The 13,738-nt window shown below is 51.1% G+C and carries 11 protein-coding genes; 5 read left to right on the forward strand and 6 right to left on the reverse strand.

Translation table 11 applies throughout. The features are described 5' to 3' along the window. Nucleotides 1–7 precede the first annotated feature (7 nt). From C8J48_RS16300 to C8J48_RS18855, 4 genes are all read left to right on the forward strand, one after another. Nucleotides 8–553, forward strand: a complete 546-nt coding sequence (locus C8J48_RS16300; protein WP_107728330.1) for a 1,2-dihydroxy-3-keto-5-methylthiopentene dioxygenase — start codon at nucleotides 8–10, stop codon at nucleotides 551–553. 69 nt (nucleotides 554–622) lie between these two features. Further along, complete coding sequence (gene mtnK, locus C8J48_RS16305; RefSeq protein WP_107728331.1) at nucleotides 623–1,849, forward strand: S-methyl-5-thioribose kinase; 1,227 nt, start codon at nucleotides 623–625, stop codon at nucleotides 1,847–1,849. Further along, entirely contained in the window at nucleotides 1,846–2,916 is a 1,071-nt protein-coding gene (mtnA, locus tag C8J48_RS16310; protein WP_107728332.1) for an S-methyl-5-thioribose-1-phosphate isomerase, read from the forward strand. Before mtnK ends, mtnA begins: the two co-directional genes overlap by 4 nt. Nucleotides 2,917–3,233: 317 nt before the next feature. After that, nucleotides 3,234–3,386, forward strand: coding sequence for a hypothetical protein (locus C8J48_RS18855; protein ID WP_170105638.1), 153 nt, complete (start codon nucleotides 3,234–3,236; stop codon nucleotides 3,384–3,386). A gap of 163 nt (nucleotides 3,387–3,549) precedes the next feature. Here C8J48_RS18855 and C8J48_RS16315 read toward each other — a convergent pair whose 3' ends face one another. Further along, complete coding sequence (locus C8J48_RS16315) at nucleotides 3,550–4,029, reverse strand: SgrR family transcriptional regulator (protein ID WP_107728333.1); 480 nt, start codon at nucleotides 4,027–4,029, stop codon at nucleotides 3,550–3,552. 323 nt (nucleotides 4,030–4,352) lie between these two features. Here C8J48_RS16315 and pulA point away from each other — a divergent pair, with 323 nt between their 5' ends. Further along, a complete protein-coding gene (gene pulA, locus C8J48_RS16320; protein WP_245891265.1) occupies nucleotides 4,353–6,941 on the forward strand; it encodes a type I pullulanase in 2,589 nt (862 codons plus the stop codon). A gap of 407 nt (nucleotides 6,942–7,348) precedes the next feature. On the opposite strand, the gene C8J48_RS16325 is transcribed toward pulA, so the two are convergent. The 5 genes from C8J48_RS16325 to rpsL form a co-directional block, all read right to left on the reverse strand. Beyond that, nucleotides 7,349–8,755 (reverse strand): LVIVD repeat-containing protein, encoded by a 1,407-nt coding sequence (locus tag C8J48_RS16325; RefSeq protein ID WP_425430486.1) that lies wholly within the window; start codon nucleotides 8,753–8,755, stop codon nucleotides 7,349–7,351. Between the two features lie 580 nt (nucleotides 8,756–9,335). Further along, the gene (gene tuf, locus C8J48_RS16330; protein ID WP_107728334.1) at nucleotides 9,336–10,526 is read right to left on the reverse strand and encodes an elongation factor Tu; all 1,191 of its coding nucleotides are present in this window, start codon (nucleotides 10,524–10,526) and stop codon (nucleotides 9,336–9,338) included. Nucleotides 10,527–10,640: 114 nt separating this feature from the next. Further along, on the reverse strand, nucleotides 10,641–12,716 hold the full coding sequence (gene fusA / locus C8J48_RS16335) for an elongation factor G (RefSeq protein ID WP_107728335.1): 2,076 nt from the start codon (nucleotides 12,714–12,716) through the stop codon (nucleotides 10,641–10,643). Nucleotides 12,717–12,762: 46 nt separating this feature from the next. Then, a complete protein-coding gene (gene rpsG, locus C8J48_RS16340) occupies nucleotides 12,763–13,233 on the reverse strand; it encodes a 30S ribosomal protein S7 (protein ID WP_107728336.1) in 471 nt (156 codons plus the stop codon). A 37-nt stretch (nucleotides 13,234–13,270) separates the two neighbouring features. Continuing rightward, the gene (gene rpsL / locus C8J48_RS16345; RefSeq protein WP_107728337.1) at nucleotides 13,271–13,684 is read right to left on the reverse strand and encodes a 30S ribosomal protein S12; all 414 of its coding nucleotides are present in this window, start codon (nucleotides 13,682–13,684) and stop codon (nucleotides 13,271–13,273) included. Between the last annotated feature and the right edge of the window lie 54 nt (nucleotides 13,685–13,738).

A 13,738-nucleotide genomic window follows, 5' to 3' on the forward strand; every position in this document is an offset into this window, starting at 1 on the left:
TGGCCTCATGGCCCACATCCGTATCCGCAATACCGAACAACGGCTGGAAAGCGAACAGGAAGTACGCGCATTTTTACAGGAGCAAGGTGTGCTTTATGAACATTGGAATCCGGAAAAACTGCCGGAAAATCTGCGGGACTATTACACCCTGACAGAGGAAGAAAAAGCGGAAATCCTGCAAGTCTATGATGAGGAGATCCGCTCACTGGCACAACGGAACGGCTATGAAAAATGGGACATCGTCGCATTATCCGATGCCACGCCCAATCTCGACGAGCTCTTAAAGAAATTTGAAAACGTCCATATCCACACCGAAGATGAAGTGCGCGCCATCACCGCAGGCAACGGCATCTTTACTATCAAAGGCGGTGATGAGATCGGCTATTTCGATGTAGAATTATCAGCCGGAGACGTCATCTCCGTACCGGTAAACACCCCTCACTTTTTTACCTTAATGGAAAACCGGAAGGTGGTTGCCGTTCGCCTCTTTATTGATCCTGCCGGCTGGGTCGCCCATCCTTACGAGGACCCCACATTCAAGAAGACTTCTTAAGCCGGTGCAGCCCGCCAAGTGCGGGCTGTAAAAAATTGATTGAAACTTTTGCCTATAGGAGGAAAACGTATGGCGCAAGCATATCAACCGTTGACAGACGAAGGGGCAATCCAGTACGTCCGCCAATTGCCCGGTCTCTTTGAGCAAACGGCAGAGTTAGTGAATCGGGAGATTGGAGACGGCAACCTTAATCTGGTGTTTCATATTGTAGATCAACAGTCGGATAAGAGTGTAATCATCAAACAAGCGCTGCCCTATGCACGGGTGGTGGGAGAATCCTGGCCTTTGACCTTGGATCGCGCTCGAATTGAATCGGAGACCTTAAAAAAGGAAGCAGAACGAGCCCCCGGTCTGGTTCCAAAAGTGTTTCATTATGATCCGGTGATGGCGCTCACGGTGATGGAGGACCTGTCGGATCATATAATTTTGCGAACCGGACTGATCCAACGTCAGCGTTATCCTCGTTTGGCTGAAGATATCGCCACCTTTTTGGCACACACGCTATTTTTTACCTCGGACTACTATCTCGATCCCGCCAGTAAAAAAGAGCTGGTGCGCCAATTTATCAACCCGGAGCTATGCAATATCACCGAAGGGTTGGTTTTTACCGACCCCTACTACGATGCGGACACCAATTCCTTTAATCCCCACATCCGCCCCCAAGTGGAAGCAATCTGGAGTGACGCGGTCTTAAAGCGGGAAGTGGCCACATTAAAAGAATCGTTTATGACAAAAGCACAAGCGTTGCTGCATGGGGACCTTCACACCGGATCAATCATGGTTACCGATAGCAGCACCAAAGTGATTGACCCAGAATTTGCTTTTGTGGGGCCAATTGGGTTTGATATAGGAGCGTTTTTGGCCAACCTCTTCCTCTCCTTTGCTTCGCACGAGGGTCAACCGGGTTCCATCACGGAACGACGGGAGTATCAAGTGTGGTTGTTGGAGACCGCACAGCAGACATGGCACCGGTTTGAGCAACAGTTTCGAACGCTGTGGCAGGAACATGTCCGTGATGAAATGTGGAAAACACCGGGTTATGTGGATCAAGTACTGCAAGAGATCTTGGTCGATAGCATCGGTTTTGCCGGTTGTAAAATGATGCGGCGGGTAATCGGATTGGCGCCGGTGGCTGACCTGGAGACAATCGAAGATGAAAGGGTGCGGGCGGAGGCGGAGAGATTGGCACTACACATCGGACGTGAATGTGTACTACAACGGCGCTCAATAACCGACGGGGATGCACTCGTTCACTTGGTTCAATCCATTGCCGCCCAAAAGGAAGTGCAAATATGAGCACCATCCTTTCGCAACTTCCCCATCCCGTTTCTCTACGATGGACGGAAGAGGGGCTTCAACTACTGGATCAACGAAGACTCCCGCTAGAAACCAGCTATATCACCTGCCGCTCTCCCCAAGTAGTACGGGACGCTATCGTTACCCTAGCTGTTCGCGGTGCTCCCGCCATCGGCATCGCTGCGGCCTACGGTCTTTATCTGGGAATCCGTCATCTTCCTGATACGGATACCGACGGCTTTTGGCAAACCCTTCAACGGACAGCTGCGGATTTGCGCTCGGCTCGTCCGACCGCCGTTAATCTGGTATGGGCGTTGGATCGTGTTCTTTTGCGTGCTGAAACTGACCGCAACCTTCCCCTCTCCCAGCTTAAAACACACATACTGGAAGAGGCACAGGCGATTCAGCAGGAGGATGCTGCGCTCTGTCGACAGATCGGAGAAAACTTTCTGCCCTTACTTCACGACGGAATGGGCATTCTCACCCACTGCAATGCTGGTGGTTTGGCTACCGCCGCCTACGGCACAGCACTGGCCCCCCTTTATCTAGCCAAGGAAAAAGGCTGGAACATCCACGTATATGCCGATGAGACCCGGCCGGTACTCCAGGGCTCTCGTCTAACCGCCTATGAACTGCAACAAGCGGGGATCGACGTAACCTTGATCTGCGATAACATGGCTGGCCATATGATGCAACAGGGCAAGATCCAAGCCGTTATCGTCGGAACGGATCGAGTCGCCGCCAATGGGGATGTAGCTAACAAGATCGGAACGTATTCGCTAGCCGTTTTAGCGAAAGCCCACCACATTCCCTTTTATATCGCTGCCCCTACCCCTTCCATCGATCGGAACACCCCTACTGGTGACGATATTCCGATTGAAGAGCGGGATGCAGCCGAGATCACCCATGGCTGGAATACTGCCACTGCACCTCCGGGCGTAAACGTATACAATCCAGCCTTTGACGTTACACCGGCCAACCTGATCACCGCAATCGTCACAGAATATGGCGTAATCAAACCACCGTACCTGGAAGCAATCGCCGCTTTGCCAACCTTCAAAAGGTAAAACCCTGTTTTCAAATTCGGATCATGCCCACTTAAACACCCCCAACCTGATAAAAGGAAGGGGGTGAATTGTGATAAAGAAAATTGACGTTTTTTCTTGTAGAATAAAATGAATCTTCCACCAATATATGCTATACTGATGGACAAGGCACGATCCAGATCGGACGTCTCTCCCATGCGGTTCTCTTTTTTTAGGTGGACTTTTTTCGGAGTCTTGCCCTGGCCTTGGCCTCACGGGGCCAGGGCAGGGGCCATCCGAACCTTCCCCTGGAAAGGAGGTGCCTTCCGTGAGCCCCATGCGGAAGGAGGTGAAACCGCATGCGAGACTTGTTATCTTGGCTCTTCAGCCATTTTTGGCAGGCGTTCCTGGTCTTTGGACCGGTATTCCTGACATTTTGGTTGCAACGACGCCGAGAAAGCAAGAAGTCCGATACCCGTGGCAGCGGAAACCGGACTTCAACTGACACCTAAGCTCAGTTGTCGCACGGACCCGGTACACGGGTTCGTGCCGTTAGTTTATGCGTTTCTTTTGTATTCATTCTATCCTAATCCCAGACAAAAGTAAACAGGGGCGAAATGTGGAGAAGTTCGGGTCGATTTCGGAGATTACATCTTTAGCACACACTTCCCCCTCTCATCCCTCTTTCCGCACAATCCTCCAGCTCCCCGTCTCTGTCGATACGATCGCCGGCTTTAGATCCGATAATTGTGTCGATAACGATTCATCAACGGAAAGTCCGGGAATACTCAGCTCCGCCATCAATAACCGATAACAGCGGTCCCGTACCGTTGGCGGCACTCCGCTCCGCTTCAGCAAACGGATCGCTTCTTTGTACTTTCCCCAATCCAGCAATTGATCAAAGTGAAGGGATACAGCCTCATCCAAGGGACGTTGAAACTGAATAGCGGAAGCATGGCCTCTCCCCTTTCCCGGCTGCCAGCTCAAGTACCCCTCTTTCTCCATGTTTTTTAGCAGGCGCGTCACATTTCGTTTTGAACTATAAAGTGTCTCCGTCAACTCATCCAAACGAACGTTGATCGTTTGCCCAACCCCCACATCTGAATAGTGCAATCGCAATTCGATGTAATATTCCAGCGTTTTTATCGAAACCACCCCGTCTGGTTACGATATGGATGATATCATCATCCCACACTATTGGCACTTTTGAAAAGGGCAATCCTTCATTAATCGTCGGAGATTTGCGCCGATCATGATGACCAAGCTTAAGACCCGTATCGATTGATGATTGGTCACTTAATCGCAACCGCTGCAAATAAACCGTCGGATCCAGTTTCTCCACTTCAATGAGATCTGTCATAAACAGCAATAAAAGGAGGAGCCTCCACAAAGAGATTCAATTTTCCCACTTTATTATTGAAACCCCTTACAAAGCTGAAGTACCATAGAGTAGACTATCTGAGAGGGGAAGTGATTCTGTGAAACGCGCGGGTTATAAAAAGGGTATTGCAATCATGCTGTCGTTGATGTTGATTGGCAGTCTTTTTTTCACGCTTCCGATGCAAACGGTTGCACAAACCGAGGAAGACACGGTTGATGTTACCGTCCACTATTGGCGTTTTGGCGGCGATTATGAAGGATGGAATTTGTGGGCGTGGGCGGAAGAGCGGGATGGAAAGTCCTACCCGTTTACAGCGAATGATGAATACGGCAAAATCGCCCGCTTTCAAATAACAGGCCTGCAGGAGGGGGACCAGATCGGCCTTCTACCCCGCCGCAGCATGCCGGAAAATGAGTGGGCGGAAAAAGATTTTAGCGATCGCACTATCACCCAGTGGAACCGGGAAAAAAATCAGGTGGAGGTGTGGATCCTGCAAGGAGAAGATACCGTTTATTATGATGAAAAAGAGGTGGATCGCTCCCCAAAAATTGTAGACGCCAGCATCGATGATTGGGATACGATCTCCATCCGCACCAATCAACCCTTCGCTTGGCAAGAAGCAGAAAAACGGATAACCTTATCGGACGGCATCGCCATCCAATCGATTGAAGCCCCAGATCCGGAGCAAACAGAGACCAACCATTTGCTTCTGCATACAAATCAAAAACTGAATCTCTCCCAACCGCCTCGTCTCTCCTTTGAGGGTTTCGGGGAAAAAACCGTTACCGCTGGCAAAGTAGTCCGCACCGCTACCTTTGATCAACGGTATGCCTATAATGGTGAACTGGGACCATTATACGACAAAAAGAAAACCGATTTCCGCTTGTGGGCCCCTACTGCACAGCGGGCACAATTGGTCGTTTACGATCATTGGGAAGATGACGAGGGGCAAATGATTGAGATGAAAGCGGGTAAAAAAGGGACCTGGCAAACCACCTTATCCGGTGATCAACACGGCACCATCTACACAACCCGCGTCAAAATCGGAGATAAATGGAATGAAGCGGTTGACCCTTACGCCAAAGGCGTTACTGTCAATGGGGACAAAGGGATTGTACTCAATCTAAAAAATACAAACCCCAAAGGATGGAAGCCGCAGAAGAAGCCGACATTCGGCGAACCGACCGATGCCGTCATCTATGAAACCCATGTACGGGACCTATCGATTCACCCCGACAGTGGCATCCAACATAAGGGGAAGTTTCTTGGTGTAGCGGAAAAAGGAACACAAGGGCCGAACGGCGTGAAAACCGGACTGGATCATATCAAGGATCTGGGTGTGACCCATGTGCAATTTTTACCCATCTATGACTACGCCTCAGTGGATGAAACCCGTCTGGATGAACCACAATTCAACTGGGGATACGATCCCAAGAACTACAATGCACCTGAAGGCTCCTACGCGACCGACCCTTATCATCCCGTCACCCGCATCACCGAGTTGAAGCAGATGGTACAGACGCTTCACGACGAGCGGCTACGGGTGTTGATGGACGTCGTATATAACCATGTCTACGATGTGGAACAATCTTCGTTTCATAAACTGGTACCGGGCTATTACTTCCGCTACAACGAAGATGGCACCTTGGCCAACGGTACCGGTGTAGGAAACGATACCGCTTCCGAGCGACGGATGATGCGCAAATTTATCGTTGACTCCGTCACCTTTTGGGCGAAAGAGTACAACCTCGACGGCTTCCGCTTTGACCTGATGGGTATCCATGATGTGGATACCATGAACGAAGTGAGAGAGGCGTTGGATCAGATCGATCCCTCGATCCTGATCATCGGTGAAGGCTGGGATCTAAATACACCGCTGGACCCCGCAAAAAAGGCCAACCAGAAAAACGCCGCCCAGATGGCGGGCATCGCTCACTTTAACGACTATATCCGTGACGGGCTAAAGGGAAGTGTATTTGAGGAGCGAGATGCCGGTTTTGTCAACGGTAAACCTGGCATGGAACGGGAGATCCGGCGAGGGATTGTGGGCGGGATCGCTTACAGTGAAGAGCTATCTACCTTTGCTACCTCCCCTGATCAGACGGTCACTTATGTAGAAGCCCATGACAATCACACCTTGTGGGATAAGCTAGAGCTCACCCAACCGGATGCTTCCGAAGAGGAGCGCAAACAGATGCATCAACTGGCTACATCCATCGTCCTTACCTCTCAAGGCATCTCCTTTCTCCATGCGGGTCAGGAGTTTATGCGCACCAAATACGGCGATGAAAACAGTTATAAATCCCCGGATCAAATCAACCGTCTCGATTGGAATCGCCGAGCAGTCTTTGCTAATGAAGTCGACTACGTCAAGGGATTAATCCAATTGCGCCTGGCTAAACCCCAGTTTCGCCTGTCCGATCCCGACGAAATCCGGGAGCGTCTCACGTTCCTGAACAGCCCGGAAAACACCGTCGCCTACACCATCGCAGGCAGCCAACGGGAGAATACGCTGGTAATCATCCACAATGCTAACCCCGACACAGTGGAAGTCACACTTCCCGACAGTGATTCCTGGAATGTACTTGTCAACGAGGAGCGGGCAGGCACCCAAACCTTAGGTACGATCAAAGGAAAAACGGTTACTGTTAATCCACGCAGCACGATGGTATTAGAAAAGAGATAGCGCCTAACCTCTTGATTATCGGATCAATCACGTTATCTTGGCAGTGATTATGGCGGGTGGATGCAACCCAAAAACCGGGGATTGATTCTCCACCCGGCTTTGCTGTCTGTTGGCCCGCTAAGACGATTTTTCCAACGCCACCTTAATCATAGATAAACCTATCCCTATCATGGGGATCATCGCTCGGGGGACCAACCCTGTAGTTAAAATGCTATGGAAAACGAACGTTCGTTTGAATATCAATCCCGATCAAATGGGTTTATAACCAAAAAGCGACCTCTCATGAACAAGCTCATGGAAGGTCGCTTTTTTGAGTGGATCACCAACAACTGTTGGCTCAATTTATGAACAAAAGAAAGCACCCAAGGGGCGCTTTCGAGGTTATTGACAAAATATGAATAGCCGGTTTACAGGAGGCTTTTTCGATCCGGTTTCCGGTTTAATTCCAAGACCTTTAGCCCCGTTCCCATATCGGATGCCAAAATTTCGTTTTTGTGCAGGAAGACTCCCCACACCATTGCCCGGTCAGGCACATAGGAAGCCACTTCATAGGGATGGGTCGGATCGGTGATATCCACAATACGTACCCCATCTGAATAATGGGAGAGATAGAGGAGATTCCCTTTCACTTTGGGATCATGCACAGTGTATGTTCCTGGATCCCGCTCCCCCGCTTTAATTTGACGCATGGAGTTCTCCGAACGGTAATCTCCGATCAGCTTTGGATTTTTCTTGTCCTTGATGTCGTAAATGCGTACATATCCCCATCCCCGCTCAAATGCTGGATCATCGGGATCCGGTTCAAATACTTCCCGTGTCTCAATCAGGATGGTATCCCCTTTAGCCAGAGCGGCGGAGTGGGCCGCGCCTTGAACATGCCGTTCAAACTTGGTGTGACCGACAATGGTAGGATTTTCGGGGTTACGGATATCGACGATAATCGTGCCCAAATCCCAATAGGAAACATAGGCGAATTCGCCCTTCTTATCCGTGATGATACTGTGGGCAAAGGCAGTGCGTTGGGCACCTTCGTCATCGGTGTACGTATAGCCGTCATAGTCTGCCGCTTTTAACAATTCCCGTGGATTCCAGTTATGTAACTCCACCGGCTGGGCAGGATTACTGACATCAACGATGGAAAAGTCGTGGTACTTCCCTTCCGTGTAGTAATCCGCATAAATGTTGGCGGCAAGAAAGATGGCGCGATCGCCTTGTACTGTCAAGTAAAGCTCATGGGTACCGGAGCGGATCTCTTCCGGCAAGGTCCAAAAAGCCAATTTTTTTGGGTTCGCGGGATCGGTCACATCATAGACCAACACCCCACCGTTTTGTGTCTGATCCTGACGGTACTTTTGTACGCTTACCACCGCCAGATCCCCTTTAAAATGCTTGGTGTTTACTTCTTTTACAATCACCTTTTCCTGCCAGGTTCCGGGGAGGTCATTGGCGAAAGCGGCCACTTCCACCGGATTTTTGGGGTCACGGATATCAAATACCCGCACACCTTCGTTGGATTGCTGACCGCGATGCGTTCCCATATAGGCATATCCTTTATGGGCGTAGACATCGGCAGATGTAACGTCGACTCCTTTTCGCTCCTCCGGGGATGCAGTCGCGATCTCGTTTAACTCGTAGTTCGGGTGAACACTCATCTGTGCTTTCCCGTTGCTAAAGGCTTTTCCCGGCTTTACCAAACCTGCTTTATCCCCATCTACCTCCGGCCCAGCGTTACAAGCGAACGCCGTTGCCGGCATTACAGCTAGTAAAAACGCAATCCCACACATGATTCCTTTTAGCTGATACCGCAAGTTCACAACCCCCTTTTTTAAACAAAAAAGATATGTCTGGCAACTATAAAAATGATGGTGTAAAAAGAAAAGAGCTTTGATCGATTACAACCTCTCCATTGTCTGCTTAAAGGGCCAGACATTACCCAGTTAATTTATTATACATTTTAGTCTGTCTATTTACGTATTTTAGAAACAAAAAAAGTTACTTTGTTTAACGCCAATCAGAGATCAAACCAATACTTTCAGGCATTAGCCCAAAGAAAAGAAAACCATCTGGCACTCCTACCCTCTATCAGACATGATTTTAAGGCATGTGCTGCAAAGGGCTCATTGTCGTCGGATTTGCACTTGGCTTCGGTGCCGTCTGGCAGCTCCTCGGGGTACCCGGTGGCGTCTTGGCGGTTTTTTTGTTCACAGCACAGGATATTGATCCCAGTGGCCTCTCAGCTCCGTAACCGCGTGATTCATGATGCCCTAAGCACGCACAAGTTGTGACAGCGATTGAATGAGGTTGCTTTTTATTTCTGAAAGTATAAATTTGAAGCGTTACTCTTATGCACAACAAAAAGACCTCCCACTTATGGGAGGTCTTTAACTATATCCCTTACTTGGTGATGGTGGTCACAGCGCCAGCGCCGACGGTGCGGCCGCCTTCACGGATGGTGAAGCGGGTGTTGTCTTCGATCGCGATCGGGGCGATCAGTTCCACTTCCATCTCGACGTTGTCTCCGGGCATCACCATTTCCGTACCTTCCGGCAGGCTGATCACGCCAGTTACGTCGGTGGTGCGGAAGTAGAATTGCGGACGGTAACCGCCGAAGAACGGCTTATGACGACCGCCTTCGTCTTTGGAGAGAATGTACACTTGTGCTTTAAATTTGGTGTGGGGTTTCACCGTACCCGGCTTGGCCAGCACTTGGCCACGCTGGATATCTTCCCGGTTCACACCGCGCAGCAGGGCGCCGATGTTGTCCCCAGCTTCAGCTTGATCCATCAGCTTACGGAACATTTCCACCCCGGTGACAACCGTTTTGCGGGTTTCTTCTTCCAGTCCGACGACTTCCACTTCGTCGGAAACCTTGATCACACCGCGCTCTACACGACCGGTGGCTACGGTACCACGACCGGTGATGGTGAAGACGTCCTCAACCGGCATCATGAAGGGCTTGTCGGTGTCGCGTTCCGGAGTAGGCACATAGTTATCCACTTCACGCATCAGTTCCAGGATCTTTTCAGCCCATTCACCTTCCGGCTCTTCCAGGGCTTTCAGAGCGGAACCAGCCACAACCGGGATGTCGTCACCCGGGAAGTCGTACTCGGACAAGAGTTCACGTACTTCCATTTCCACCAGTTCCAACAACTCTTCGTCATCCACCATGTCCACTTTGTTCAGGAATACAACGATGTGTTCCACGTCAACCTGACGGGACAGCAGGATGTGTTCCCGCGTTTGCGGCATCGGACCATCAGCGGCGGAAACTACCAGGATCGCGCCGTCCATTTGAGCGGCACCGGTGATCATGTTTTTGACGTAGTCAGCATGGCCTGGGCAATCCACATGCGCATAGTGGCGATTTTCAGTTTCATATTCCACGTGAGCGGTGGAGATGGTGATTCCACGCTCTTTTTCTTCCGGAGCGTTGTCGATTTGGTCGTAAGCCATTGCAGTGCTGCCGCCGGCTTTGGCCAGGATCGTGGTGATCGCAGCCGTCAGAGTGGTTTTACCATGGTCAACGTGACCAATCGTGCCTACGTTGACGTGCGGTTTTGTACGCTCAAACTTCTCTTTCGCCATGACTTGAGATCCTCCTTTTGTTCACTTCCATAAATAGTTAATGTATAAGGGAGAAAGTGGAAGCGGGTATGATCCGCTCCAACTCTCTTTACCCGTTAAAAGGTGCGTCTAAGATCACTGACCCGAGTTTTTGGCGATGATCTCTTCCGCGATGCTCTTCGGCACTTCTTCATAATGATCGAAGTGCATGGAGTAGGTTCCACGACCTTGGGTACGGGAACGCAAGCTGGTTGCATACCCAAACATTTCGGCCAGAGGCACCATTCCCTTGATCACTTGGGTGCCGCCACGAGTTTCCATCCCTTCCACACGACCACGGCGGGAGTTGATGTCGCCCATGATGTCGCCCATATATTCTTCGGGAACATTGACTTCCACTTTCATCACCGGCTCCAGTATGACGGGGCTACACTTGCCTTTGGCTGCTTTTAGCGCCATTGAACCGGCAATCTTAAAGGCCATCTCCGAGGAGTCCACATCGTGGTAGGATCCATCTACAATGGTAGCCTTTACGTCTACGAGCGGATATCCGGCCAACACACCGTTTTGCAGGGCTTCTTCCACACCTGCTTGCACAGCGGGGATGTATTCCCGTGGTACGACACCGCCAACGATCTTGTTGACGAATTCAAAACCGCCGCCTTCTTCCAGGGGCTCAAATTCGATCCAAACATGACCGTATTGACCACGACCGCCGGATTGACGGATAAACTTCCCTTCCACCTTGGCGGCGCTGCGGAAGGTTTCGCGGAAGGCCACCTGTGGGTTACCCACATTGGCATCCACTTTAAACTCCCGTCGCAGGCGATCGACGATGATGTCCAGGTGCAACTCACCCATTCCGTGGATGATCGTCTGACCAGTATCTTCATCGGTCTCAGCGCGGAAAGTAGGGTCTTCTTCCGCCAGTTTGGCCAGAGCCATCGCCATTTTATCCTGGTCACTCTTGGTCTTCGGCTCGATCGCCAGCTGAATCACCGGGTCGGGGAAGATCATCGATTCCAGGATAATCGGGTTCTTTTCGTCACACAAGGTGTCACCAGTACCGGTATCTTTCAGACCGACGGCAGCGGCGATATCGCCAGCATACACCGTTTTAATCTCTTGCCGGCTGTTGGCGTGCATCTGTAGGATGCGTCCGATCCGCTCGCGCTTATCTTTGGTAGCATTAAGCACGTAGGAACCGGAATCCAAGGTGCCGGAATACACCCGGAAGAAGGTAAGTTTACCCACATAGGGGTCAGACATGATTTTAAAGGCAAGTGCTGCAAAGGGCTCATTGTCGTCGGATTTGCGCTTGGCTTCGGTGCCGTCTGGCAGCTCCCCTTGGATCGGGGGAACATCCAGCGGAGACGGCATGTAGTCGACAACGGCGTCCAGCATCAACTGAACCCCTTTGTTTTTATAGGAAGAACCGCACAGCACTGGGATGATCTCCACATTGCAGACACCCTTGCGCACAGCCGCTTTGATCTCTTCTTCGGTAAGCTCCTCTTCCATGAGGACTTTCTCCATCAGTTCATCATCGAGATCGGCGACGGCTTCCAGCAGCTTGGTGCGATATTCTTCGGCCTTTTCCTTGTATTCATCCGGAATTTCCCGTGCTTCCGTACGGGTACCCAGATCGTCCAAATAGAAGTACGCGCAGTTTTTGACCAGGTCGATAATCCCTTCAAAGGAATCTTCAGCCCCGATCGGCAACTGGATCGGCACAGCGTTGGCATTCAGCCGGTTCCGCATCTGTTCAACGGCACCGTAAAAATCGGCACCGATGATGTCCATTTTATTAACATAAGCGATGCGGGGAACACTATATTTATCCGCCTGGCGCCAAACGGTCTCGGACTGAGGCTCCACGCCGCCCTTGGCGCAGAAGACCCCTACGGAACCGTCCAACACGCGCAGGGAGCGTTCCACCTCGACGGTAAAGTCCACGTGACCGGGAGTATCGATGATATTGATACGATGGTCGTTCCACTGACAGGTGGTCGCAGCGGAGGTGATCGTAATTCCACGCTCCTGCTCCTGCTCCATCCAGTCCATCGTGGCCGCACCTTCATGTACCTCACCGATTTTATGAACCCGACCGCTGTAGAACAGGATCCGTTCCGTCGTCGTGGTTTTACCCGCGTCGATGTGTGCCATGATCCCGATGTTGCGCGTCTCTTTCAAAGAGAACTCACGTGCCATCAGGGTTGTCTCCTTTCATCGTTGGCAAAAAATATTGGCTACACCCTTACCAGCGATAATGGGCAAAAGCGCGGTTGGCTTCGGCCATCCGGTGGGTGTCTTCCTTTTTCTTGACGGCGGCGCCGGTGTTGTTGGCGGCATCCATCAATTCATTGGCTAAACGCTCTTGCATGGTTTTTTCACCACGCAGACGCGCATAACTGACCAACCAGCGCAGACCGAGGCTGGTGCGCCGTTCTGGCTTTACTTCCACCGGCACCTGGTAGTTGGCTCCGCCAACGCGGCGTGCTTTTACTTCCAGCACCGGCATCACGTTTTTCAAGGATTGTTCAAACACTTCCATCGGATCTTTGCCCGAACGTTCACGGACGAGATCAAAGGCATCGTACAAGATTTTTTGTGCCTTCCCCTTTTTACCGTCCAGCATCAGCCGGTTGATCAGACGAGTGACCAACTTGCTGTTATAAATCGGATCCGGCAGCACTTCCCGACGGGGTACAGGTCCTTTTCGCGGCATTGGATTCCCTCCTTTTCTGCATGGTCGTTTTCATCGATTATTTCTTCGGCCGTTTGGTTCCGTATTTGGAACGCCCTTGCATCCGGTTTTGAACACCGGCGGTATCCAGTGCACCGCGGACGATGTGATAACGGACACCCGGCAAGTCTTTTACCCGGCCACCACGCACCAGCACAGAGGAGTGCTCCTGCAGATTATGGCCGATCCCCGGGATGTATGCCGTTACCTCGATCTGGTTGCTCAAACGCACACGGGCATATTTACGCAGGGCGGAGTTCGGTTTTTTCGGAGTCATGGTGCCCACACGGGTGCATACACCCCGTTTTTGCGGAGAGCTTTGGTTGGTCGTTTCTTTGCGATAGCTGTTATAGCCGTGTTGCAACGCCGGAGCGGTCGATTTTTCCACTTTGCGCTTCCGACCTTTGCGAATCAATTGGTTGATTGTCGGCATATCCAGTCACCTCCTCACCAGTTTGTTTCAAGCCCACAGAACCAGGCGGTTCAT

The organism is Desmospora activa DSM 45169 (genome assembly GCF_003046315.1).
GTDB classification, from domain to species: Bacteria; Bacillota; Bacilli; order Thermoactinomycetales; family DSM-45169; genus Desmospora; species Desmospora activa.